General features: G+C 69.3%; 27 protein-coding genes. 18 read left to right on the plus strand and 9 right to left on the minus strand.

Annotated features, from left to right (window positions below; all coding sequences use genetic code 11):
• Nucleotides 1-168 precede the first annotated feature (168 nt).
• Nucleotides 169-579 carry an Hsp20/alpha crystallin family protein gene (locus tag ACTRWB_RS34675; protein WP_412022121.1) on the minus strand — a complete coding sequence of 137 codons (411 nt, stop codon included), beginning with the start codon at nt 577-579 and terminating at the stop codon, nt 169-171.
• Nucleotides 580-595: 16 nt separating this feature from the next.
• Nucleotides 596-1,036, minus strand: coding sequence for an Hsp20/alpha crystallin family protein (locus ACTRWB_RS34680; RefSeq protein WP_446904520.1), 441 nt, complete (start codon nt 1,034-1,036; stop codon nt 596-598).
• Nucleotides 1,037-1,282: 246 nt separating this feature from the next.
• On the opposite strand from ACTRWB_RS34680, the gene ACTRWB_RS34685 reads away from it, so the two are divergent.
• On the plus strand, nt 1,283-2,200 hold the full coding sequence (locus ACTRWB_RS34685) for a 3-hydroxyacyl-CoA dehydrogenase NAD-binding domain-containing protein (RefSeq protein WP_343491660.1): 918 nt from the start codon (nt 1,283-1,285) through the stop codon (nt 2,198-2,200).
• 39 nt (nt 2,201-2,239) lie between these two features.
• Here the strand turns inward: ACTRWB_RS34685 and ACTRWB_RS34690 are convergent, their stop codons facing one another.
• Both ACTRWB_RS34690 and ACTRWB_RS34695 read right to left on the minus strand, forming a co-directional pair.
• Complete coding sequence (locus ACTRWB_RS34690; protein ID WP_129514200.1) at nt 2,240-2,518, minus strand: DUF4148 domain-containing protein; 279 nt, start codon at nt 2,516-2,518, stop codon at nt 2,240-2,242.
• A 170-nt stretch (nt 2,519-2,688) separates the two neighbouring features.
• Nucleotides 2,689-3,537, minus strand: a complete 849-nt coding sequence (locus tag ACTRWB_RS34695) for a LysR substrate-binding domain-containing protein (protein WP_048242454.1) — start codon at nt 3,535-3,537, stop codon at nt 2,689-2,691.
• A 329-nt stretch (nt 3,538-3,866) separates the two neighbouring features.
• Between ACTRWB_RS34695 and madL the strand changes: the two genes are divergently transcribed.
• The 11 genes from madL to ACTRWB_RS34750 all read left to right on the plus strand — a co-directional run bounded on the left by madL (nt 3,867) and on the right by ACTRWB_RS34750 (nt 12,628).
• Nucleotides 3,867-4,262 carry a malonate transporter subunit MadL gene (madL, locus tag ACTRWB_RS34700; protein ID WP_048242453.1) on the plus strand — a complete coding sequence of 132 codons (396 nt, stop codon included), beginning with the start codon at nt 3,867-3,869 and terminating at the stop codon, nt 4,260-4,262.
• A gap of 11 nt (nt 4,263-4,273) precedes the next feature.
• Nucleotides 4,274-5,041, plus strand: coding sequence for a malonate transporter subunit MadM (gene madM / locus ACTRWB_RS34705; RefSeq protein WP_060062037.1), 768 nt, complete (start codon nt 4,274-4,276; stop codon nt 5,039-5,041).
• Between the two features lie 145 nt (nt 5,042-5,186).
• Nucleotides 5,187-6,833, plus strand: a complete 1,647-nt coding sequence (gene mdcA / locus ACTRWB_RS34710) for a malonate decarboxylase subunit alpha (RefSeq protein WP_446904521.1) — start codon at nt 5,187-5,189, stop codon at nt 6,831-6,833.
• A gap of 10 nt (nt 6,834-6,843) precedes the next feature.
• On the plus strand, nt 6,844-7,158 hold the full coding sequence (gene mdcC, locus ACTRWB_RS34715) for a malonate decarboxylase acyl carrier protein (protein WP_034183256.1): 315 nt from the start codon (nt 6,844-6,846) through the stop codon (nt 7,156-7,158).
• Nucleotides 7,155-8,090, plus strand: a complete 936-nt coding sequence (locus tag ACTRWB_RS34720) for a biotin-independent malonate decarboxylase subunit beta (protein WP_446904522.1) — start codon at nt 7,155-7,157, stop codon at nt 8,088-8,090. Before mdcC ends, ACTRWB_RS34720 begins: the two co-directional genes overlap by 4 nt.
• The gene (gene mdcE / locus ACTRWB_RS34725) at nt 8,077-8,784 is read left to right on the plus strand and encodes a biotin-independent malonate decarboxylase subunit gamma (protein ID WP_446904523.1); all 708 of its coding nucleotides are present in this window, start codon (nt 8,077-8,079) and stop codon (nt 8,782-8,784) included. The genes ACTRWB_RS34720 and mdcE overlap by 14 nt, the downstream gene beginning before the upstream one ends.
• Complete coding sequence (mdcG, locus tag ACTRWB_RS34730) at nt 8,771-9,439, plus strand: malonate decarboxylase holo-[acyl-carrier-protein] synthase (RefSeq protein WP_446904524.1); 669 nt, start codon at nt 8,771-8,773, stop codon at nt 9,437-9,439. The genes mdcE and mdcG overlap by 14 nt, the downstream gene beginning before the upstream one ends.
• Entirely contained in the window at nt 9,436-10,299 is an 864-nt protein-coding gene (mdcB, locus tag ACTRWB_RS34735) for a triphosphoribosyl-dephospho-CoA synthase MdcB (RefSeq protein WP_446904525.1), read from the plus strand. The genes mdcG and mdcB overlap by 4 nt, the downstream gene beginning before the upstream one ends.
• Nucleotides 10,299-11,231 (plus strand): acyltransferase domain-containing protein, encoded by a 933-nt coding sequence (locus ACTRWB_RS34740; protein ID WP_446904526.1) that lies wholly within the window; start codon nt 10,299-10,301, stop codon nt 11,229-11,231. Before mdcB ends, ACTRWB_RS34740 begins: the two co-directional genes overlap by 1 nt.
• 105 nt (nt 11,232-11,336) lie before the next feature.
• A complete protein-coding gene (locus tag ACTRWB_RS34745) occupies nt 11,337-11,858 on the plus strand; it encodes a phospholipase D-like domain-containing protein (protein WP_193098080.1) in 522 nt (173 codons plus the stop codon).
• Between the two features lie 125 nt (nt 11,859-11,983).
• A complete protein-coding gene (locus ACTRWB_RS34750; RefSeq protein WP_446904602.1) occupies nt 11,984-12,628 on the plus strand; it encodes a phosphoribosyltransferase in 645 nt (214 codons plus the stop codon).
• Nucleotides 12,629-12,656: 28 nt separating this feature from the next.
• On the opposite strand, the gene ACTRWB_RS34755 is transcribed toward ACTRWB_RS34750, so the two are convergent.
• Entirely contained in the window at nt 12,657-13,835 is a 1,179-nt protein-coding gene (locus ACTRWB_RS34755; RefSeq protein ID WP_446904527.1) for a polyhydroxyalkanoate depolymerase, read from the minus strand.
• A gap of 179 nt (nt 13,836-14,014) precedes the next feature.
• On the opposite strand from ACTRWB_RS34755, the gene ACTRWB_RS34760 reads away from it, so the two are divergent.
• Nucleotides 14,015-14,644 (plus strand): glutathione S-transferase, encoded by a 630-nt coding sequence (locus ACTRWB_RS34760; RefSeq protein WP_446904528.1) that lies wholly within the window; start codon nt 14,015-14,017, stop codon nt 14,642-14,644.
• Between the two features lie 173 nt (nt 14,645-14,817).
• Entirely contained in the window at nt 14,818-15,024 is a 207-nt protein-coding gene (locus ACTRWB_RS34765; protein WP_129514212.1) for a hypothetical protein, read from the plus strand.
• A 109-nt stretch (nt 15,025-15,133) separates the two neighbouring features.
• Here the strand turns inward: ACTRWB_RS34765 and proP are convergent, their stop codons facing one another.
• Complete coding sequence (gene proP / locus ACTRWB_RS34770) at nt 15,134-16,621, minus strand: glycine betaine/L-proline transporter ProP (RefSeq protein ID WP_446904529.1); 1,488 nt, start codon at nt 16,619-16,621, stop codon at nt 15,134-15,136.
• 542 nt (nt 16,622-17,163) lie between these two features.
• On the opposite strand from proP, the gene ACTRWB_RS34775 reads away from it, so the two are divergent.
• Nucleotides 17,164-17,496, plus strand: a complete 333-nt coding sequence (locus ACTRWB_RS34775; protein WP_193098084.1) for a YnfA family protein — start codon at nt 17,164-17,166, stop codon at nt 17,494-17,496.
• 27 nt (nt 17,497-17,523) lie between these two features.
• Here the strand turns inward: ACTRWB_RS34775 and dnaQ are convergent, their stop codons facing one another.
• Genes dnaQ through ACTRWB_RS34790 form a run of 3 tightly spaced genes read right to left on the minus strand, consistent with a single transcriptional unit; the run spans nt 17,524 to nt 19,549 of the window.
• Nucleotides 17,524-18,258 carry a DNA polymerase III subunit epsilon gene (dnaQ, locus tag ACTRWB_RS34780; RefSeq protein ID WP_446904530.1) on the minus strand — a complete coding sequence of 245 codons (735 nt, stop codon included), beginning with the start codon at nt 18,256-18,258 and terminating at the stop codon, nt 17,524-17,526.
• 38 nt (nt 18,259-18,296) lie between these two features.
• Nucleotides 18,297-18,740, minus strand: coding sequence for a ribonuclease HI (rnhA, locus tag ACTRWB_RS34785; protein WP_048242439.1), 444 nt, complete (start codon nt 18,738-18,740; stop codon nt 18,297-18,299).
• Nucleotides 18,737-19,549 carry a class I SAM-dependent methyltransferase gene (locus tag ACTRWB_RS34790; RefSeq protein ID WP_048242438.1) on the minus strand — a complete coding sequence of 271 codons (813 nt, stop codon included), beginning with the start codon at nt 19,547-19,549 and terminating at the stop codon, nt 18,737-18,739. The genes rnhA and ACTRWB_RS34790 overlap by 4 nt, the downstream gene beginning before the upstream one ends.
• A gap of 18 nt (nt 19,550-19,567) precedes the next feature.
• Between ACTRWB_RS34790 and gloB the strand changes: the two genes are divergently transcribed.
• From gloB to ACTRWB_RS34805, 3 genes are all read left to right on the plus strand, one after another.
• The gene (gene gloB, locus ACTRWB_RS34795) at nt 19,568-20,374 is read left to right on the plus strand and encodes a hydroxyacylglutathione hydrolase (RefSeq protein WP_446904531.1); all 807 of its coding nucleotides are present in this window, start codon (nt 19,568-19,570) and stop codon (nt 20,372-20,374) included.
• Nucleotides 20,375-20,525: 151 nt separating this feature from the next.
• Nucleotides 20,526-22,100, plus strand: coding sequence for a transglycosylase SLT domain-containing protein (locus ACTRWB_RS34800; protein WP_446904532.1), 1,575 nt, complete (start codon nt 20,526-20,528; stop codon nt 22,098-22,100).
• A 156-nt stretch (nt 22,101-22,256) separates the two neighbouring features.
• Nucleotides 22,257-23,474, plus strand: coding sequence for an MFS transporter (locus ACTRWB_RS34805; RefSeq protein WP_446904533.1), 1,218 nt, complete (start codon nt 22,257-22,259; stop codon nt 23,472-23,474).
• Nucleotides 23,475-23,747: the final 273 nt, after the last annotated feature.

The following is a 23,747-nucleotide window of genomic DNA, read 5'->3' on the forward strand; positions in this document are numbered from 1 at the left end:
AGCCCCTCGGCCAGATGCTCTTGGACAATTTGTCGTCGAAGCTCATCGCTGTACTTCGTCATGAAAAACACCCCAAAGGTCGGATCAAAATCCAACTTTTGGGGTGCAGTTCACGATGCGGGGCTTTTTCATGCGCGTCGCGTGACGCGTGACGACGTGCGACGACGCTTACGCGTTGCCGGCCGTCACGTCGATGCGTCGCGGGCGCGTTTCCTCGCGGCGCGGAATCGTCAGCGTCAGCACGCCGTCGCGCAGGTTCGCGTCGATCCGCGACGTGTCGAGGTCGGGGCTCAGCACGAACGTGCGCACGTAGCGCAGCGCGCGGACTTCGGCGTGCCGCACGCGCAGGTCGGCGGACGTATCGATACGCGTGTCGGCTTCGATCGTCAGCGTGTTGTCGTGCACCTTCACGTCGAGGTTCTCGCGCGGCACGCCGGGCAGGTCGGCCCGCAGCGTCACGCCGAGCTGGTTCTCGACGATGTCGACGGCAGGCGTGATCGCGGGCCGGCGCGCGGCTTCGGCGGCGGCAGGGTGGACGGTGCTCGTGTGGCGCTCGGCCAGGGTCGGGTTCGTGTTCATGTCGGTATCCTGAATATTACTGAACAGTAATGGCACGCGGCTTCGATGCCTCGCGGCGGCCCACGCGAATCAGCAGGCAGCCGTTTTCGTAGCGGGCGCTGACTTGATCGGGATTCGCGTCCCGCGGCAGCTCGACGACGCGTCGGAACGTGCCGTGAAAGCGCTCCTGCGCATACGTACGCACATCGTCGCCTTCGCTGCGCGGCGCGGGCTTGCGCTCGCCGCTGATCGTCAGCAGGTCCTTGTCGATCGACACGTCGAAGTCGGTCGCGGCCATGCCGGGCGCGAACGCGACGATCTCGATCGCGTCGTCGGTGGCGCCGACGTCGAGCGCGGGAAATGAACCCGGCCGCACCGCGCGGATGCCGGACGGGCGCTCGCCGAACAGGTTCGCCACCTGCCGCTGCACGCGGGCGAATTCGTCGAACAGGTCGTTGCCGAAATGAATACCGCTCATGTTGGTCCTCCGGAACAGGAAACGCGGGAGACGTGACGACGCGACGCCTGCGGCGGGCGCGACGGGGTGCTCCACTGGGTCGAAACGGGGGCAGTGCGTTGCATGGAGCACTGCCCGGCAACGGGTAATTAGTGGCCACTGCCGCGCATTTCAAGAGGGAAATTGCAACTTGCGTCAACGCGTGCTCGCGCGATTCGATGCGACAATCGCCGCGCACTATCCGCAGACCAACGACACGGGACAACCATGGACATTCAACGCATCGCGATCGTCGGCGCCGGCGTGATCGGCGCGAGCTGGGCGGCTTTCTACCTGACGAAGGGCTTCGACGTCGTCGCGACCGATCCGGCGCCGCAAGCCGACGCGCGATTGCACGAGGCGCTTGCCGCGTTTCTCGGCGAGCGCGCCGGCGAGCTTGCCGCGCGGCTGACGTTCGACGCCGATCTCGTGCGCGCGCTCGACGGCGTCGATTTCGTGCAGGAGAGCGGCCCCGAACGGCTCGACCTGAAGCGTGCGCTGTACCGGCAGATGGACGACGTGCTGCCCGCGCACGTGCCGATCGCATCGAGCTCGTCGGGCCTGAAGATGTCCGACATCCAGAGCGCGTGCGCGAAGCATCCGGAACGCTGCCTGATCGCGCATCCGTTCAATCCGCCGCACCTGATTCCGCTCGTCGAGCTGGTCGGCGGCGACGCGACCGGCAAGGACGTGATCGCGCGCGTGAAGGACTTCTACGACGCGCTCGGCAAGCAGACGATCGTCCTCAACAAGGAGATGACCGGCCACGTCGCGAACCGGCTCGCGGCCGCGTTGTTCCGTGAGGTGTATCACCTCGTCGGCGAAGGTGTCGTGAGCGTGGCCGATGCGGACAAGGCGGTCGCGTGGGGCCCCGGCCTGCGCTGGGGGCTGATGGGGCAGTGCCTGACCTATCACCTCGGCGGCGGCGCGGGCGGGATCGCGCACTTTCTCGAACACCTGTCGGGGCCGATCACGAGCTGGTGGGACGACCTCGGCACGCCTTCGTTCGATCCGGACGTCGATCGCAAGCTGAACGACGAACTGCGCGCGATCCAGGGCGAGCATTCGATGCAGGAACTGGCGGCCGAGCGCGACCGGCTGCTCGTCGAGCTGATCGACGCGCGGCGCCGCAGCTTTCTGCCCTGATCGCGATGCTGCGCCGTGTGTCGGCGGGGCCGCGACCCGTTACTGCTGTGCCGCCGTTTGCGGGGCCTGCGGCGTCTGCGCGAGCCATGCGGGGCTCGCGGCCTGCACGAGTTCGCGGTTGCGCGCGCGTGTCGCGGCGCTCGGCGGATAGTTGCCGTCGTTCGTCGGCAGTTCGCCGTCGAGATAGGCCTGCTTCAACTGGGCGATGACTTCCGCGCGCGTCAGGCCCTGCTCGGGCGCCGCGGCGTCGGTCTGGGCAAAGGCGGGGGACAGCAGGGCGGCTGCGGCGGTCGCGACGGCGAATCGCAAGACGTTCATGGTGCGCTCCGATCAAGGGGACGGGACACCGGATGCGCGCGGCAACATGCCGTGCGTTCCGATGGGCCCCATTGTCGCGAGCGGGTGCTGCGCGGACGATGACGCGTTCCGGGCAAAGCTGCCAGTTGCGGGCGCGGCGCCCGCAACTGCGCGCGCCGCGCCCGGTGCGGTTACAACTCCGCCGCCGCCGTGATCAGCGTGGCTTCGAGCGCGAGCGTCGAGCGCGACGCGGCCGCCGGCCGGTCGATCACATATTCGAGTTCGCCGAGTTCGGGCAGCCCCGCGTCGAGCCGTGCGAGGCCGGCCGGAATCACGTAGCCGGCGAACGCGCTGACGCCGAGCCCCGCGCTCGCGGCCGCGCGCAGTACCGCGACGCTGCTGCTCACGACCGCGATCCGGTACGGCCGTCCGATGGCCTCGAGCGATTCGAGCACGCGGCGGCGCGACACGCTCGGTTCCGGATGCATCGCGAGCGGCAGCACGGTCTCGTGGCCGGTGATCCGCGAATCGGGGCCCGTGCACCAGTACAGCGGCTCGCTGCGGATCACGCGGCCGCGCCGGCTGCCCGCGATGCGCTTCGCGAACACGAGATCGTGCCGCCCCTCGTCGAGCGCGTCGAACAGGTCGCCCGACAGCCCGGTCGAGATCGCGAGCTCGACATCCGGATTGCGCTGCACGAAGCTCGCGAGCGCGGCCGTCAGGTGCGCCGACGCGAAATCCTCCGACATCGCGAGCCGCACCTTGCCCGACAGCGGCGGCCCGCACACCGACGTGACGGCTTCGTCCATCAGTTCGAGAATGCGCACCGCGTAGCGGAACAGCGCGTCGCCGTGCTGCGACAGGTGCACGTTGCGTGTGTCGCGCTCGAACAGCGGCCGGTCGAGCAGCTCCTCGAGCCGGCGGATGTGCTGGCTGACGGTCGACTGCGACAGGTTCACGCGTTCGGACGCGGCGGTGAAACTGCCGGACTGGGCGACGGCGACGAAGCTGCGCAGCAGCTCGGGCGGTAACGGACGCATTGCTAAATCCACTGAATCGGTTTCGACAACTTCATAAATGGCCGGATATTGCGGGGCTAGTATCGGATCACGCCCCGGTGCGGCCCGCGCAACGGGACGAACCGGACGCGCAACCCGCGTCGTGCCCCGGGGCTGTATCGGTCAGTCTACGGCATCCGGCGTCCGGCCCGAAACCGCATCATCCCATCGACCGCCCGAGAACGCGCCCGCACGACGGGCCGCCGGGCCGCGGCGCACCGCCGCAGGAGACAGTCCGCGCACGGGATCGACGTGCGGGCCTGCCTCCCGCACGCGTCAGGCGCCCGTCACGAAGAGACTGGAGACGACTCATGATCATCTACGGAACCGCGCTGCTGGCGTTCTGCCACCTGGCCGGACTGTTCCTCGGCGACCTGCTGGGCACCGCGATCGGCGTGAAGACCAACGTCGGCGGCGTCGGCATCGCGATGCTGCTGCTGATCTGCCTGCGGCTGTGGCTGCACCGGCGCGGCTGGCTGCCGAAGGAAACCGAGGCCGGCGTCGGTTTCTGGGGTGCGATGTACATCCCGGTCGTCGTCGCGATGGCCGCGAACCAGAACGTCGTCGCCGCGCTGAAGGGCGGCCCCGTCGCGCTGCTGGCCGCCGTCGGCGCGGTCGCGATCTGCGCATGCTGCATCGCGGTACTCGTGCGCACCGGGCGCGACGACACGGCCTTCGCGGGCGTGCCGCAATTCGAAGAACAGTAACGGAGGCCGCCATGCTGCAGATGCTCGAAAAAGTCGTCGCCCATAACGGGCTCGTCGCGTCGTTCGCATTGGTCGGCCTGATCATGTGGCTGTCGTCGATTGCGTCGCGCAAGCTCACGTTCGGCCGCGTGCACGGCTCCGCGATCGCGATCGTGATCGGTCTCGCGCTCGCGTATGTCGGCGGGGCGTTCACCGGCGGCGAGAAGGGGATCGCCGACGTGCCGCTGTTCGCGGGCGTCGGCCTGATGGGCGGTGCGATGCTGCGCGATTTCGCGATCGTCGCGACCGCGTTCGAAGTGCAACCGACCGAAGCGCGCAAGGCCGGGCTCGTCGGCGTCGTATCGCTGCTGCTCGGCACCGTGCTGCCGTTCATCGTCGGCGCGTGCATCGCGCGCGCGTTCGGTTATACCGACGCGGTCAGCATGACGACGATCGGCGCGGGCGCCGTCACCTACATCGTCGGGCCCGTCACGGGCGCGGCGATCGGGGCGAGTTCCGACGTGATCGCGCTCAGCATCGCGACGGGGCTGGTGAAGGCGATCATCGTGATGGTCGGCACGCCGGTCGCGGCGAATTTCATGGGCCTGAAGACGCCGCGTTCCGCGATGATCTTCGGCGGCCTCGCGGGCACCGTCAGCGGCGTGAGCGCGGGGCTCGCCGCGACCGACCGCCGGCTCGTCCCGTACGGCGCGCTGGTCGCGACGTTCCATACGGGCGTCGGCTGCCTGCTCGGCCCGTCGGTGCTGTTCTTCACGACGCGCGCGCTGGTCGGCGCGTAGGCCCTCGCGACGCGGCCCGCGCGAGGCGAATCGCGTGCGGGCCGCATCCATCGCGGCGTCCTCTGAGTCGCATTCGTCAACATCATCAATCGGCGGCGGCGCCAGGCTTAGAATGCCGCTGAACCATCGAAGCGGAGAACTGTTCATGACGGGATGGAATCACGCGCGGCAGGCGCGCGATGCACGCCTCGCGGCCGGCGCGGCTTACGCGCAGGGCAAGCGGGTCGATGCGCGCGACACCGTGGCGTTGCTCGAAGCGGTGCTGCGGCCCGGCGACCGCGTCTGCCTCGAAGGCGACAACCAGAAGCAGGCCGACCTGCTCGCGACGGCGCTCGCCGACGTCGACAGCACGAAGGTCCACGACCTGCACATGGTGCAGTCGGGCGTCGTGCTGCCCGAGCATCTCGACGTGTTCGAGCGCGGCATCGCGAAACGTCTCGATTTCGCCTATTCGGGCCCGCAGTCGCAGCGGATCGCGAAGCTGCTGTTCGGCGGCAAGATCGCGCTCGGCGCGGTGCACACCTATCTCGAGCTGTTCGCGCGCTACTTCATCGATCTCACGCCGCACGTCGCGCTGATCGCCGCGGTCAGCGCCGATCGCGACGGCAACCTGTACACCGGCCCGAACACCGAGGACACGCCGACCGTCGTCGAGGCCACCGCGTTCAAGGACGGCATCGTGATCGCGCAGGTCGACCGCATCGTCGACAAGGTGCCGCGCGTCGACATCCCCGGCGACCGCGTGCATTTCGTCGTCGAGGCCGGCCGGCCGTTCTACGTCGAGCCGCTGTTCACGCGCGATCCGGCCGCGATCACCGAAACGCAGATCCTCACCGCGATGCTCGCGATCAAGGGCATCTACGAGCCGTACGGCATCAAGCGTCTGAACCACGGGATCGGCTTCAACACGGCCGCGATCGAGCTGCTGCTGCCGACCTACGGCGAGAAGCTCGGGCTGAAGGGCAAGGTCTGCACGCACTGGGCGCTCAATCCGCACCCGACGCTGATTCCCGCGATCGAGTCGGGGTGGGTCGAGCAGGTCCATTGCTTCGGCTCCGAAGTCGGGATGGACGAATACATCCGCGCGCGTTCCGACGTCTGGTTCACGGGCCCCGACGGGTCGCTGCGCTCGAACCGCGCGTTCTGCCAGACGGCTGGCCTCTACGCGTGCGACATGTTCATCGGCTCGACGCTGCAGATCGACCTGTCGGGCCATTCGTCGACGGTCACGGCCGAGCGGATCGCCGGCTTCGGCGGCGCGCCGAACATGGGCAGCGACGCGCGTGGCCGGCGCCATCCGAGCGAGCCGTGGCTGAAGGCCGGCGCGGAAGCCGACCCCGACACGCCGGCGCCGCTCAGGCGCGGCCGCAAGCTCGTCGTGCAGATCGGCGAGACCTTCGGCGACAAGAACGTGCCGATGTTCGTCGAGAAGCTCGACGCGCTGAAGCTCGCCGACAAGCTGCAGCTCGACCTCGCGCCGATCATGGTCTACGGCGACGACGTCACGCACATCGTCACCGAGGAAGGGATCGCGAACCTGCTGATGTGCCGCGACAAGGACGAGCGCGAGCATGCGATCCGCGGCGTCGCCGGTTATACGGACATCGGACGCGGCCGCGACCGGAAGATGGTCGAGCGGCTGCGCGAGCGCGGCGTGATCCGCCGCCCGGAGGATCTCGGCATCGATCCGCTCGACGCCGACCGCCGCTGGCTCGCCGCGCGTTCGATCAAGGATCTCGTGCACTGGTCGGGCGGGCTTTATGCGCCGCCGGCCCGGTTCCGCAACTGGTGAGGAAGAGGGCATGGAACAGTTGAACTATCGCTTCACCGCGCGCGAGCGCGCGAAGGGCGAACTGGCCGCGGCGCTCGTCGGCGTGGTCGCATCCGGCAATCTCGAAGTGCTCGTCGAGCGCGTGTTGCCGGGCAACGAATGCGAGATCGACATCCGCACCGCGGCCGTCGGCTTCGGCGCGGTGTGGCAGGCCGTGGTGTCGGATTTCGTCGAGCGGCGCACGCCGGGCGGCCTGAAGCTGTCGATCAACGACGGCGGCGCGCGGCCCGACATGGTGTCGCTGCGGCTCGCGCAAGCCGTGCGCGCGATCGAGGGGGACGCATGACGACCGACGTGATCCACGACGCTCCCGCGTTCGTCGCGAATGGCGCGAGCTGGTACGAAGCGTCGGCGCGGCAGCGCATCGACGGGCTGCTCGATGCGGGCAGCTTCAGCGAATTCCTCGGGCCGGCCGAGCGCGTGACGAGCCCGCACTTGCCGCTGTTCGACCTGCCGCAGCAGTTCGACGACGGGATGGTGGTCGGCCACGGCCGGCTCGACGGCAAGCCGGTGTTCGTCGCCGCGCAGGAAGGCCGCTTCATGGGCGGCGCGTTCGGCGAAGTGCACGGCGCGAAGCTCACCGGGCTCCTGCGCGCCGCGCGCGAGCTCGGCAAGCCGGTGCTGATCCTGTTCGATACGGGCGGTGTGAGGTTGCAGGAAGCGAACGCGGGCGAGCTCGCGATTGCCGAGATCATGCGCGCGCTCGTCGACGCGCGTGCGGCCGGCGTGCCGGTGATCGGGCTGATCGGCGGGCGCGCGGGTTGTTATGGCGGCGGCGGGTTGCTCGCCGCGTGCTGTTCGGCGCTCGCGGTGTCGGAGCAGGGGCGCATCAGCGTGTCGGGCCCCGAGGTGATCGAGACCAATCGCGGGGTCGAGGAATTCGATGCGAAGGACCGTGCGCTGATCTGGCGCACGATGGGCGGCAAGCACCGCCGGCTGATCGGCGGCGCGGATCGTTACGTGGCCGATACGCCGGACGCGTTCCGCGCGGCGGCGCTCGACTTGATCGGCTGCGCGCCGACCTTCGATGCGGCGATGCTGCGTGCGGAACAGGCACGCCTCGAAGCGCGCGTCGAACGGTTCGGCGCGTGCAAGGATGCGCTCGACGTGTGGCGCACGCTCGGTGCGAGCACGCCGGAAGCGATTCCGGGCATGCCGGACGACACGTTCGCGACGCTCGCGGATCAATTGCAGGAGAGCCCGCATGACGCTCGATGAAGTACTGAACTCGCTGTTTCCCAACGGCCATTCGATCGCGCGCACCGGCGGCCTGCTGACCGGCCACGCGGAACTGGCCGGCACGCGCGTGGACGTGATCGGCGTCGCCGACCGGTTGCCGTTCGGCATCGACGAGGCGCTGGTGTTGGCGTCGCGCGTGCTCGACACGATCGCGCGCGGCGGCGCTACGCCGATCGTCGTGCTCGTCGACAGCGACAGCCAGCGGATGAGCAAGCGCGACGAACTGCTCGGCCTGAACGAAGGGCTGTCGCATCTCGCGAAATGCCTGATGCACGCGGATCTCGCCGGGCACCGGACGATCGGCGTACTGTACGGCCACACGGCCGCCGGCGCGTTCATCGCGACCGCGCTCGCGACGCGCACGCTGCTCGCGCTGCCGGGCGCCGAGCCGGAAGTGATGGACCTGCCGTCGATGTCGCGCGTGACCAAGCTGTCGATCGACGTGCTGAAGGAGATGTCGCAGTCGACGCCGGTGTTCGCGCCGGGGCTCGACAACCTCGTGAAGATGGGCGCCGTCGATGCCGTACTCGATCCGGCCCGCGCGCTCGACGCGCAGGTCGGCGAATGGCTCGTCAAGCCGCTCGATCGCATCGACCGGCGCGCGGCGCGCGGCCGGCCGGTCGCGGCCGACGTCGCGGGCCGCGTCGAGGCACTCGCGCGTGACGCACGCTGAGCTGCCGCTGCGCCGCCACACGCTCGTCACGCTGACGGCGGCGGGGTGGGGCGCGGCATGCGCGCGGGACCCCGCGCTCGCGGCCGATCCGCTCGTGCGCGCGTGGGCCGCGCACGGTTGGCCGCTCATCGTGCGCCGCGCGTCGCCCGACGAGGCCGATGCCGGCCGCGTGCCGCTCGGCCTGCCGCTGCCGCCTTCGACGGGCAAACGGCGCATTGCGCTGAACGTCGCTGCCGACGCGCTCGCGACGGTTGGCCCGCTGCCGACGTTGGGCGACGTGCTCGCGGCCGCGCCCGACGCATGGCACGCATCGTTGCGCGAACTCGATGCGCTCGGCGCGCGCTGCGGCGTCCAGGGTCGCGTGTTCGGCAGCCTCGCGTGGCAAGTGCTGACGGGCGAGCCGTACCTCGGCCCGTCGTCCGATCTCGACATCGTGTTTCCGCTGCCGGATGCCGCGTCGCTTGCGCCGTTGCTCGACGGCCTCGCGGAGATCGACGCGCGCGCGCCGATGCGCATCGACGGCGAATTGCTGCGCGCCGACGGCGCGGGCGTCAACTGGCGCGAACTGCATGCGCGGTTGCCTGAGGTCGCGGCCAAGACCGCGATCGCTGTCGAGCTGATGCCGGCCGACGCCTTCACCGGAGGCGCGCGATGAGCGCATGGGCTGCCTGCCGCGTGCCGGCGCCGTCCGACGCCGAGTGCATCGCCGGGCTGGCCGAGCGCAGCCTCGTGCTCGAGATCGAGACCTATCCGAAGCCGGGGCTCGTCAGTCACGTTGACACCGGCAGTCATTCGGACATGGATGCCGCGACGTTCGCGCACAGCGCCGCCGTGCTGCGGCCGTACTTCGCGGAGTTGGCCGACGCCGGCGCACACGACGTGGACATGGCCGTGCTGCGCAAGATCGGCCTGCGTGCCGAGCACGCGATGCTCGCCGCGACCGGCGGCGTCAATACGCATCGTGGCGCGATCTTCGGGCTCGGGCTGCTGTGCGCGGCCGCTGGCCGGCGCGCGATGCTCGATGCCACCGCAAGCGGGATGACGCTGGGCGCGTTGGTTTCCCGCCGCTGGGGCGCCGATATCCTCGGCGGTCCGCGTTTGCCGGACAGTCACGGCGAGCGCGCGACACGCCGCTACGGCGTTGGCGGGGCACGCCGCGAGGCGGCCGATGGCTTCACGACCGTGTATGCGGTCGGGCTGCCCGCGTTGCGCCGCGCACAGCGCGACCTGCCGGACGACCCGGAAGCCGCACGCGTCGATGCGTGCTTCGCGCTGATCGCCGCGCTCGACGACACGAACGTGCTGCACCGTGGCGGGCAGGCCGGCCTCGATTTCGCGCGGGCGACCGCACGCGCGTTCGTCGCCCGCGGCGGCGTGCGTGCGCGCGACTGGCGACTGCGTGCGGCCGCCGCGCATCGTGCGTTCGTTGCGCGCCGGCTGAGCCCGGGCGGCGCGGCCGACCTGCTTGCGATGAGCGTGTTCGTCGATGCGCTCGAAGCCGACGGGGAGGCGTGATGACGCTGGCCATCCTCTGTTCGGGGCAAGGCGCGCAGCGCGCCGACATGTTCGACCTGACCGGTACGGCGCCGCAGGCCGACGCGTTGTTCGCGCATGCTGGCCGGCTTCTCGGCGACGATCCGCGCGTATGGGTCCGGCAGGCCGGACCGGACGCGTTGCACGAAAACCGCGCCGCGCAGATCCTCTGCACGGTCCAGGCGCTCGCGGCCACCGCGCTGCTCGACGCAGTGTGGCCGCGCCGGCGCTGCGTCGCGGGCTACAGCGTCGGCGAGGTCGTATCGTGGAGCGTCGCGGGGATGATCGATCCGCTCGACGCGCTCGACCTGGCCGATGCACGCGCGCGCGCGATGGATGCCGCGAGCAGCGGCGACGAGCGGATGGCGTTCGTGCGCGGCCTGACGCGCGCGCAGCTTGCGCGGTTGTGCGACGGCCGCGACGCGGCGATCGCGATCGCAAACCCCGGCGACGCGTTCGTGGTCGCGGGGCGGCAGGCCGACGTCGATGCGGTGGCCGACGATGCGGCGCGCGACGGCGCGTTGCGCGTCGCGCCCGTCTGCGTGCAGATCGCGTCGCACACGCGCCTGCTCGCAGCGGCGGTCCCGGTGTTTCGTGCGTCGCTCGCCGCGACGGGCGTGCGCCGGCCGCTGCCTGGCACGCGGCTGTTTTCAGGCATCGACGGCGCGTCGGTGCTCGACGCTGACGCGGGCCTCGACAAGCTCGCGCGGCAGATCGCGGAGCCGGTCGAGTGGGCGGCGTGTCTTGCCGCCTGCGTGGAGGCCGGGGCGACCGCGTTTCTCGAACTCGGTCCCGGGCGCGCGCTGGCCGAGATGGCCGGTGGCGCGTATCCGGCGCTGCCGGCGCGCAGCCTCGCGGATTTTCGTTCCGTCGACGGTGTGACGAGCTGGCTTTCGCGCGTCGCGGCAGGCTGATCGACGGCCGGAACGACCGTCGCCGGGCGCGCATTTCCCACAGTGTGTTGCGCCGGCGCAGCAGCGCCGCAGCCGGCGCTTGCCACGCCGATTGGCGTCGCTACAATGGCGCCCGCCATGAGACCAGCCGCCTTCCTTCTCGTCGCGCTTTGCTGCGCGGCGAGCGCCCACGCCAGCCAGATTCCGTCCGACGCCGCATCGGTCGGCACGTACTTTTCGTATGACAACGCGGCGGCCGACGCGACCGTCGACCTGATCGAACAGGCGCAGCGCCGCGTGCTGCTGGCTGGTTATACGCACGTGCCGCCCGCGGTCGCGAGCGCACTGCGGGCGGCGCGCTCGCGCGGGATCGAGGTACGGGTCGTGCTGGTGCGCTCGGCGAGCGCGGGCAAGTACAGCGGAGCCGGTTATCTGAAATCCGCCGGCGTCGACGTGGCGATCGATTCCCGGCACGGCGATCCCGCGCCGCGCTTCGTGATCGTCGACGACAGCGTCGCGCTGACGACGCTGTCCGACGGCGCGGCCGCGCATGCGGAGACAGTGAACGTGTTCCAGCGCGCGCCCGAGCTTGCGCAATCCTATGCGCAGTCGTTCTGGCGGCTGTACCGGCAGGCCAGCGGCCTCTGATCCATTCGTTCGGCGTTGCTCACGCCGGTGTGACCCCGCTTGCATCGGCGCCGCCGATGAACCATGCTCGTTGGCAGGCGCCGGCGCGGGTTGCGCGCATCCGGCGCAACGGCAGGGAGCCGATCGTGACCGAGTGTTTTGCCGATCGCGCCGATGCCGGCCGCCAGCTGGCCGGTGCGTTGCGCGACTACGCCGGGCGTGGCAATGTCGTCGTGCTCGCGCTGCCGCGCGGCGGCGTGCCCGTCGCGTATCCGGTTGCCTGCGCGCTGGGCGCGCCGCTCGACGTGCTGGTCGTGCGCAAGCTCGGCGTGCCGTACGATCCCGAGCTGGCGATGGGCGCGATCGCAACCGGCGGCGCGATTCATCTGCAGCGTTCGGTGATCCGTTCGATGGGCGTGACCGACGCGCAGCTCGCCGACGTGATCGCGCGCGAGACGGTCGAGCTGCATCGCCGCGAAGCGCTGTATCGCGGCGATGCGCCGCCGCTACCGGTCGACGGGCGCATCGCGATCGTCGTCGACGACGGCATCGCGACCGGCGCGTCGATGCGCGTCGCGCTGCAGGCGCTGCGCGAGCGTCACCCCGCGCGCATCGTGGCGGCGGCGCCGGTCGCGCCGGCGGGCGTCCGGCATGCATTCGACGACCTGGCCGACGCATTCGTCACCGTGTTGCAGCCGCTGCCGTTCTTCGGGATCAGCCAATTCTATGCGCGCTTCGAGCAGACGAGCGACGACGAAGTGCGCACGTTGCTCGACGCGGCCCGTCCGTGACGGGGCGTCACGTCTGCGGGAACAGGCCCTAGTCCAGCGCGAACACGCGCTGCAGCGCCGGATGGACCTTGCCGCGCCAGAGTGGCCCCGTAAACAGCCCGTAGTGATCGCAATCGTCGATGTCGACGCGGTAGCGCTCGTCGGCTGCGAGGCCACTGCACATGTCGAGCGCCGCATGCGTCTGGCCGGCGCCCGTGACCCCGTCGCATGCGCCTTCGACGGTCAGCAGCGCGATGCCGCGCAGCGCGGCCGGCTCGACGCGCCGGCCGCCCACGTCCCAGGTGCCGTTCGCGAGGCTCATGCGCTGGAACACGATGTCGACCGTGTCGAGGAAATATTCGGCCGGCATGTCCAGCAGCGCCGTGTATTCGCGCAGCGCGCGCCGTGCACCGGCGAGCCCGGCCATGTCGAAGCGCGACGCGGCCAGCGCGTAGGCCTCGATCAGCGACAGGAAGTGCTGCGGGTACATGAGCGCGATCTCGCCCTGCTGGAGATAGGTCGGGAACACGTGGCGGCCATGCCCCGCGAAGCCGGGTGGCACGATGTCGATCAGGTGGCGGCGGCACCAGTCGAGCGAATGGTCGGCCGCGGCGGTGCCGAGCGCGCTCGGATTCAGGCGCGCGTCCAGCGGGCCGCCGATCAGCGTGACGCTCGCGGGCGGCGCGAGGCCGCGGGCGGCGCGCAGCGCGAGCGCGCCGAGCGCGGGCACGGTCGCCTGGCACACGGCGACGACGTGCAGCGGCCGATCGTCGAGCGCGAGCCCGTCGACGAAGCCGTCGAGCGTCGCGACATAGTCGTCGAGCCCGAAACGGCCCGACGAGAGCGGCACGTCGCGTGCATTGCGCCAGTCGGTCACGCAGACGTCGCCGTCGGCGAGCAGCGTCTCGACGGTTTCCCGCATCATCACGGCCGCGTGCCCGGCGAGCGGCGCGCACAGCAGCACCGTGCGTCGCGCATCGGCGCGCGTGAAGCGCCGCAGGTCGCAGAACGGCGTGCGCGCGACGACCCGCTCGGCGGCGGCGGCTCGCCCGATGTCGAAGCGCGCCGGCTCGCCCGGCGGCCCGAGCAGCGGCTCGAACAGGTCGTCGTAGCACGACGACGCGGCGTGCGGCAGCGTTGCCGACGGCCACGCGTCGAACGCGTGCCGCGTCGCCGCGCGCCAGGCACGCATCCATTCCCGTTGCTGCTCGACGAGGGCATACCACATGGCGAACCTTGGGGCGGAAGGGGCGTGAATCTGCATTATGGTCACTGTGGCCGCGCAGCGTGAGCCCGGTGTGCGGTCGGCCGACGCGCATCAAGCGCGCGAGCGCACGAGTGCGCTAGGCGATGCCGCGCGACGCTGCTACAGTCGTCGGTCCCATTCCCTGAAGCGGAGCGTTTGCGATGAAGCTGATCGGCATGCTGGATTCCCCGTTCGTGCGCCGTGTCGCCATTTCGGCGAAGCTGCTCGACCTGCCGTTCGAACACGAGTCGATCTCGGTGTTCCGTCATTTCGAGCAGTTCAGGGCGGTCACCCCGGTCGTCAAGGCGCCGACGCTCGTGACCGGCGATGGCGCGACGCTGATCGATTCGTCGCTGATCGTCGACTATCTCGATCACTTGGTGGCGCCCGAGCGGCGCCTGCTGCCCGCCGCCGCCGATGCGCGGCTGCGTGCGCTCGTGCCGATCGGATTCGCGCTGGCGGCGGCCGAGAAGACCGTGCAGGTCGTCTACGAGCAGGCGCTGCGCCCGGCCGACAAGCAGTACGCACCGTGGCTCGAGCGCGTGCTGAGCCAGCTCGAGGGCGCGTACGGCGAGCTGGAGCCGCTCGTCGCGGCCGCGAACGGCTGGTTCGGCGGCGCGCGCCTGCTGCAGTCCGACGTGACGGTCGCGGTGGCCTGGCGCTTCACGCAGTTCATGGCGGCCGATTACCCGGCGCTCGCGCGGATCGATCCGGCCCGCTATCCGGCGCTCGCCGCGCACTCGGCACGTGCGGAAGCGCTGCCGGCTTTCGTCGAAACGCCGCTCGCCTAGGCCTGCCGGCGGGGCGAATCGCCGCCCCGCGCCGTTGCTTGCGGCCCGCTCAGCCCCGTCCAGCAAGCCGCCACCGATTGTTCTCGGTGGCTGACAAGTGACTTCGCATTCGTGCGGTTTATCCGGACGCGGCCGGTCCCTAGAATCCACTCCATCGAATCACGCATTGCCTGATGGAGCCGATGATGAAAGCCTTGATCGAATCGAGCCTGTACCACCCGTCCGTCCTGTTGCCGCTTGCCGCGCTGACGCAGTTGATGGTCGAGCGCGATTTCAATCTCGGCCAGGTCGGGCTGATCGTCGCGGCACGCGGCGCGCAGGCGGCCGTGTCGCGTTCGCGCGCGCTGATCTTCTGCCGCCACTGCGAAGCGCAGGCGTGAGATTGTTCGTGCTGAATGGATGAAAAAAAGCCCGGCCGGCGCAAGCCGGTCGGGCGGATCGGGTTCGATCGGGCCCCGGCTTCGGCCGGGGCTTTTTCATGGGCGACGCTCAGGCGCGTGCGGTCGTCACCGCGCCATAGATCTGCGCGTCGTCGTCCTCGCGCAGCTGGCGCACGAGCTGGTGCGCTTCGCGGCGCGATGCGACGGCCGGCGGCGAGCCCTTGAGCGGCTGGCGCGCGGTTTCGGCGAGCGCGACGACCGAAACGATGCCGATCACGGCGGCGCCCATCATGTAGTACGCGGGCATCATCAGGTTGTGCGTCACGTCGACCAGCCACGCGGTCACCAGCGGCGTCGTGCCGCCGAACAGCGACACCGACACGTTGAAGCCGATCGCGAGCGCGCCGTAGCGGATCTCGGTCGGGAACAGCGCCGGCAGCGCCGACGGCATCACGCCGGTGAAGCACGACAGCAGCACGCCGAGGATCAGCAGGCCGCCGAACACCGACGCCGTGGTGCCCGCATGGATCAGCATCATCGACGGGATCGACAGCGCGAGCAGCCCGACGCAGCCGGCCAGCATCACGGGCTTGCGGCCGACCTTGTCGGACAGGCGGCCGGCGTAGAGCGTCATCGGCATCATCAGCACCATCACGATCAGCACGAGCACGAGGCTGTGCGATTCGTCGAAGTGCAGCGTCGACGACATGAAGCTCGGCAGGTACGACAGCACCATGTAGTCGGTCACGTTGAAGATCAGCACGAGGCCGACGCACAGCAGCAGCGCACGCCAGTTGCGCATCAGCGTTTCGCGGAAGCGCGCCTTCGGCACGGCCTTGTCCTGCGCTTCGCGCTCTTCGGCCTGGCGCTTGAACGCGGGCGTTTCCTCGAGCTTCATCCGGATGTAGAGACCGATCAGGCCGAGCGGGCCGGCGATCAGGAACGGCACGCGCCAGCCCCACGACAGCAGCGCTTCCTGCGACAGCGACGCGGTGAGCAGCGCGACAACGCCAGCACCCATCACATAACCGATCAGCGTGCCGAACTCGAGGAAGCTGCCCATGAAGCCGCGGCGCTTGTCGGTCGAGAATTCGGCGATGAAGGTGGCCGCGCCGCCGTATTCGCCGCCGGTCGAGAAGCCCTGCACGAGGCGGGCGACGAGCAGCAGCACGGGCGCCATGATGCCGATCGACGCGTAGCTGGGGATCAGGCCGATCGCGAAGGTGCCGACGGCCATCATGATCATCGTCGCGGCGAGCACGCGCTGGCGGCCGATGCGGTCGCCGAGCGGGCCGAACACCATGCCGCCGAGCGGGCGCACGAGGAACGCGGCCGCGAACGTGCCGAAGGTCGCGAGCAGCTGCGCGGACGGGCTGCTGGACGGGAAGAACACCTTGCCGAGCGTGACGGCGATGTAGCTGTAGACGCCGAAGTCGAACCATTCCATCGCGTTGCCGATGGCCATCGCGCTGACGGCGCGCTTGAGCAGGCTCTGGTCGACGACGGTAATGTCGTCCGCGGCGAGCGGGGCCTCGCCGGACGACGAAGCGGAGGAAGAAGCAGCGGTCGGGCTGACGTGTGTTGCGGTCAAGGTCATGCACTCCTTTGACAGCGCCGGAACGGGCGGGCCGTCCGACACGGTTTGCCGGCGAGCGCGGTGTCGCATGCGGCGCGTCGGGGCAGACCATTAAGCACTTACTGCGTAAAAGGCGGTAAAGGGCCGAAAGGGGCTGCTTCGACGCGGGCCCGACGGGCCGACGCGACAGTGCGCTCATGAAGAATGGGCCGCGTGATGCAGGCGGCAGATGCCGGTGCGGACCGAGGGTCCGGCGTTCCGGCAAGCGCCCCGGAAGGGGCCATGAAACGAGAAAAGCGGGCCTGTCGGGCGGGCTTTCCTGTGGGTGCAATTCCGCTCGAAGGGCCGGCCCGCAACGCGCGGACGGACTTCTTGCGAAATCGAATAGACAGAGATTGAATGTTGAAACAGGTGACATGATAGCACGATGACGGATGATCGCGCAAATTGCCGGGAGACGCCCGTCTGGCGGGGGATCCGGCGGGGCCTGCTCGGGTATGATCGGCGGCGCGCGGCGGGGCCGTGCAGCCCCCGGTGACGGGGCCGAATTCACGAGGAACCGGATGACCGAACTGATGAGGATCGCGGCGCTGTTCGCCGCCACCGCGCTGGCCGAAATCGTCGGCTGCTACCTGCCTTGGCTCGTGCTGAAGGACGGCCGGCCGGTCTGGCTGCTGGTACCGGCCGCGCTGTCGCTCGCGCTGTTTGCGTGGCTGCTGACACTGCACCCGAGCGCGGCAGGGCGCACCTATGCCGCGTACGGCGGTGTCTATATCGCGGTTGCGCTGATCTGGCTGCGGGTGGTCGACGGTGTGGCGCTGACCCGCTGGGATGTGGCCGGCGCGGTGCTCGCGCTGGGCGGGATGGCGGTCATCGCGCTGCAGCCGCGCGCGTGAGCGCAGCCGCAGCGCGAGCCGCGTGCGTCAGGCCGTTTCTGCGGCGTCCGCGTCCGCGGACTTGCGCCACACGCACGCGCCCTTGACCGACTTGTCGAGCTCGTCGAGCTGCGCCTGGTGCGCGGCGAGTTCGTCGTCGCTCGCGGCGACCACGGGCAGGTCGAGCGCGGCGAGCGACACGCGCTGGCCGTTCGCCGTGCCGCCGTCGGCGCCTGCGTCGTCGAGCATGTCGATCACGAGGCTGTCCTGGCCGCGCGTCATCGCGAGATACACCTCTGCCAGCAACTCCGAGTCGAGCAGTGCGCCGTGCAGCGTACGGTGCGCGTTGCTGATGCCGAAACGATCGCACAGCGCGTCGAGCGAGTTGCGCTTGCCCGGGAACATCTGCTTGGCCTGCACGAGCGTGTCGATCACGCCGCCGCAATGTTCGGTGAACGACGGCAGGTCGAGCCGCGCGAATTCGGCGTCGAGGAAGCCCAGGTCGAACGGCGCGTTGTGGATGATCAGCTCCGCGTCCTTCACGAAGTCGCGGATCTGGTTGGCGACTTCCGCGAATTTCGGCTTGTCGCTGAGGAATTCGGTCGTGAGGCCGTGCACCGCCAGTGCGCCCGGATCGCTGTCGCGCTCGGGGTTCACGTAGAAGTGCAGGTTGTTGCCGGTGAGCCGCCGGTTCAGCAGCTCGACGCAGCCGATTTCGATGAGGCGGTCGCCCGTGCGGGCGTTCAGGCCGGTGGTTTCGGTATCGAGAATGATCTGGCGCATGTCGGGAAAAACGAAGGAAACAGGGAAACGGCCGGTGTTCAGGCCGTCAGCGATTCGACGCCGCGATTCGCGAGCGCGTCCGCGCGCTCGTTTTCGGGATGGCCCGCGTGGCCCTTGACCCAGCGCCACTCGACCTCGTGCTGCGCGACCAGCGCGTCGAGCCGCTTCCACAGGTCGGCGTTCTTCACCGGCGTCTTCGCCGCGGTGACCCAGCCTTTTTTCTTCCAGCCGTGGATCCACTCGCTGATGCCTTTCTGCACGTATTGCGAGTCGGTATGCACGATCACCTGGCACGGCCGCTTCAGTGCCTCGAGCGCCGAGATCACGCCCATCAGCTCCATCCGGTTGTTGGTCGTGTTGGGCTCGCCGCCGAACAGCTCCTTCTCGCGGTCGCCGTAGCGCATCAGCGCGCCCCAGCCGCCCGGGCCGGGATTGCCCTTGCAGGCGCCGTCGGTATAGATGTCGATGGTATCGGTTGTCATGAATGTTCTTGATGGGTAGTCGGGGAGGCCGCCGGCGTCAGGCCCGGCGCAAGCACGGGCTTCTTCATCTTGATCTGGCCGACGAGGCGCATGCCGCGCACGCGCTTGACGGCCGTCACCATGTAGACGGCGCCGAAGATCGGCCACCAGCGGTCGCCCGCGGCTTCCATGAAGCCGTAGCGGGCCAGCCACTTGTCGGTGACGAGCGGCGGGCGGTAGCAGCCGAAGCGGCCGCGTTCGAGGTCGAAGCCGAGCAGCTTGATCCAGTCCTTGAGCCGGATGAACGCGATCTGGTCGCGCGTGGCCGGCACGAACGGGCGGTTCGCCATGCGCCCGAACGATTGCCGCATGCCCCACAGGCTGAGCGAATTGAAGCCGGTGATCACGAGCTGGCCTTCCGGCATCAGCACGCGTTCGGCCTCGCGCAGCAGGCGGTGCGGGTCGGACGTGAATTCCAGCGTGTGCGGCATCACGATCAGGTCGACGCTCTGCGACTCGAACGGCAGGTCGAGCAGGTCGCACCAGGTCGTGCTGCGATCGGCGGGCGCGTGCTCCGGCGAGTGCGCTTCGCGCGCCCACGGGTACTGGTACGGCGCGCTCGCGCCGCTGGCCGGATCGAGCACGAGGCCGCGGTACGGCATGCGGTTCTCGCGCAGTGCGTCGAGCTGCGGCAGGCCGAGCTGCAGCGCGTGGAACCCGAAGACGTCGGACACGATCCGGTCGAGCTGCGCCTGCTCCCAGCCCAGCACATAGCGGCCGGGAGGCGAGTCGGTCCAGGCGGGCCAGTCTATAATTTGTCGGTCAGACATAACGATGATTGCGCGCCCATGAACGAGCTGGAATACGTGCCGGTGCCGGCATTCGAAGACAACTATATCTGGCTCGTCTCGGACGGCCGCGATGCGATCGCCGTCGATCCGGGTGAAGCCGCGCCCATACGCCGGGTTCTTGCCGAACGAGGCTGGCGGTTGACCGCTATTTTACTCACGCACCATCACGCCGACCACGTCGGCGGTGTCGAGGCGCTGCGCAATAGCCAACCGGACGATGTTCCGCTGGCCGTTTACGGCCCCGCGGCCGAGTCGATCGGCGTGGTCACGCGGCCGCTCGCGGGCGGCGATCGGGTGACGCTCGACGCGCCGGCCATCGCGTTCGACGTGCTCGACGTGCCGGGTCATACGCGCGGCCACATCGCCTATTTCCAGGCGGCCGGGCAGGGCGCCGCCGCGCCGCACGTGTTCTGTGGCGACACGCTGTTCTCGTGCGGCTGCGGCCGCCTGTTCGAAGGCACGCCCGCGCAGATGCTTGCATCGCTCGACGCGCTCGCGGCGCTGCCGGGCGACACGCGCGTGCATTGCGCACACGAATACACGCTGTCGAACATCCGCTTCGCGCTCGCGTGCGAGCCCGGCAATGCGGCGCTCGCCGCGTGGCGCGACGACGCGCAGGCGCTGCGCGCGCGCGGCGTGCCGACGCTGCCCACTACGATCGCGCACGAGCGTGCCGTTAACCCGTTCATGCGGGCCGACAGCGACGCGATTCGCGCGACGCTCGAGGCCGAGCTTCACGAAACGGTTCCGGATCGACTGGCGGCGTTCACGCTGATGCGAGAGTGGAAAAATCGGTTCCGATGATCAATTCCGGAGGACTCCAAAGCTCAAGCGTTGTCTGTAAAAATTGCTCCAAATGTAGGATTTCGCTGAGTTTTCGGTGTTTTTATTGACGTGAAGCACGCACTTCCGTAGTATCGCCTGCAATTTCCAGCCGTCGGAAGCCGAGATTTTCATGCGACTTATATTGAGTGCGATGGTGGTCCTGCTACTCGCCGCTTGTGCGAGCCAGGCCCCTGTCGCCAACAACGCCGCCGATTCGCAGGCGACGTCCACCTACCTCCGTAAATCAGCCACCGCCAAAGAGACTGTCGACGTCGACAAGCAATCCGTCGGCGACCTGACCAGTGCAGACCCCGATCTCTGGGGGCGCATCCGCCGCGGTTTCCAGATGCCCGACCTGCAGAGCGACCTCGTCGACATGCAGACGACCTGGTACACGCAGCGGCCCGATTACGTGCAGCGCATGACCGAGCGCTCGCAGAAGTACCTGTATCACATCGTCGAGGAGCTCGAGGCGCGTCACATGCCGACCGAGCTCGCGCTGCTGCCGTTCATCGAGTCCGCTTACAACCCGCAGGCGCTGTCGGTCGCGAAGGCGGCCGGCATGTGGCAGTTCATGCCCGGCACGGGCCGCACGTACAACCTGAAGCGCAACATGTGGCAGGACGAGCGCCGCGACGTGCTCGCGTCGACGAGCGCCGCGCTCGACTACCTGTCGCGCCTGCATGACATGTTCGGCGACTGGTATCTGGCGCTTGCCGCGTACAACTGGGGCGAGGGCAACGTGCAGCGCGCGATCGCGCGCAACCAGGCGGCCGGCCTGCCGACCGACTACCAGAACCTGCGGATGCCGAACGAGACGCGCAACTACGTGCCGAAGCTGCAGGCGGTGAAGAACATCATCGCGAACCCGCAGCAGTACGGCCTCGCGCTGCCGGACATCCCGAACCACCCGTATTTCGTGACGGTCACGACGGCGCGCGACATCGACGTGGCGGTCGCCGCGAAGCTCGCGAACCTGTCGCTCGACGAATTCCGCTCGCTGAACCCGTCGTTCTCGAAGCCGGTGATCCTCGGTGCGACCGAGCCGCAGATCCTGCTGCCGTTCGACAACGCGGCGGCGTTCGAGAAGAACCTGAAGGCATACAACGGCCAGCTGTCGTCGTGGACCACCTATACGGTCAGCGAACGCGCGCGGCCGGCCGCGATCGCCGAGAAGATCGGCGTGGACGCCGATACGCTGATGTCGGTCAACAAGATTCCGGCCGGCATGCGCCTGAAGCCGGGCTCGACGATCGTCGTGCCGCGCGGTGACGACGACGACGAGGACATCAGCGCCGACGTCGCCGAGAACGGCGCGCTCGCGATGGAACCCGACGTGCCCGACACGCGCAAGATGCTGATCCGCGTGCGCCGCAAGCAGTCGATGGCGGCAATCGCCGGCCGCTACGGCGTGTCGGTCGGCCAGCTGAAGGCCTGGAACCGCACGCACCGCGATCTCGTGATGCCGGGCCAGGCGCTGGTGCTGCACGTGCCGGTCGGCCGTTCGGTGCCGGCAGAGCCGGGTCCGGAGCGGATCGCGACGTCGGTCGGCGGCGCCCACATCGAGCGCGCGAGCCTGGCGGTGGGCGGCAAGTCCCACGGCGCGAAGCGCGGCGCGGCCAAGTCGGCGGCCAAATCCGCCAAGGCGGCCCCCGCGAAAGCCGCGCCGGCCAAGGCCACCGCGCACAAGGGCAAGAAGAAGTAACGCGGCTGCGCAGCGCATCGCGCGGCCGGCCCCGGTCGCCCGATTGCGCTATCATCCGACGAATGCGACGAAACGCCGTCACCGAGGTGACGGCGTTTTCGTTTGTGCGCGGCGCGGGGGCGCTGCGTCGAAGGTCTTCAATAACAAGGGGAAGCGATGTCGTCGGTGCAGGTGAGAGTGCTCGCGCTGTTTTCGATCGGGTATTTCGTGTCGTATGTGTTTCGCGGCGTCAATCTGGGCTTCGCGCCGTTCGTTACGCATGAGCTCGGGTTGTCGGCCGCCGATCTCGGCCTGCTCACCAGTCTCTATTTCCTGGGCTTCGCGGGCGCGCAGATTCCGGCCGGCGTGATGCTCGACCATTTCGGCCCGCGCCGCGTGACGGCCGGCATGCTGCTGTTCGCGGCGGCCGGTGCGGCCGTGTTCGGCGCCGCGCACAGCATCGGCACGATGATGGCCGGCCGGCTGCTGATCGGCGTCGGCGTGTCGGTGTGTCTCGGCGCGGCGTTCAAGGCGCTTGCGCAGCATTTCCCGGTCGGCCGGCTGCCGCTCGTCAACGGGCTCGTGATGGCCGTTGGTGGCTTGGGCGGCGTCGTGGTCGGTTCGCCGCTGACCTGGCTGCTCGGCTGGACGAGCTGGCGTGAGATCTGTTTCGGCCTCGCGGTGCTGACGGTGCTCGTCGCGGCTTCGATCGGCTTCGGCGCGCCCGAAGCGAAGCAGGTTCGCCACCAGGGCGGGCTCGTCAGTCAGTTCAAGGGCACCTGGCACATCCTGAGCAGCCGCGCGTTCTGGAAAATCTCGTCGTTCTCCGTCGTCACGCAGGGCGTGTTCTACGCGATGCAGTCGCTGTGGGTCGGGCCGTACCTGCGCGACGTCGCGGGGTTCGATGCGCAGCACGCCGCGCGCCTCGTGTCGGTGCTCGGCTTCGCGATGATGGCCGGCTGCGTCGGCTTCGGCGCTGCGGCGCGCGTGCTCGAGCGGCGCGGCGTGTCCGTCTACGCGTTCTGCGGCGTCGGCATGGCGCTGTTCGTCGCGACGCAGGCCGCGATCGTCGCGCGCGTGCCGCTGCCGCCGGCCGTGCTGTGGGCCGCATACGGGATGTTCGGCGGCGTCGGCATCCTGACCTACGCGGTGATGGCCGGGCACTTTCCCGCCCATCTGATCGGCCGCGCGAACACGACGCTCACGCTCGTGATCTTCCTGCTGATCTTTGCGTTCCAGATCGGCGTCGGCGCGGTGCTGTCGCACTGGCCGGCGGTCGATGGCCGTTATCCGGCCGCCGCGCACTTCACCGCATGGGGCGTGCTGCTCGCGCTGCAGCTCGCGAGTGCGGTCTGGTACGTGTGGCCCGCGCGCGGCACTGGCCAAGCGCACTGATCCGGCGGTACGCTGGGGGTAGGGCGGCCGCGGAAACGGGGCCGCAGCACATTGCGCGCGCACGCCGGCCACGCTGCCGGTGGTGGCGCACGCATGATCGGACGGCCATATCGATTGAAGATAGGGCCATTTTCAGGCTATAATTTGAAAGTTTGTGCTGATCAACCTCGCACCCTAGCGCCTACCTCATTCATCCCGTTCATCCGCCGCACGCCGCCTGCCGGGCGATGCCGCGAAGCCTCGTGCGCCACGCGCCGGGTTCGCGTCTCGACA

The organism is Burkholderia sp. YIM B11467, from assembly GCF_052952715.1.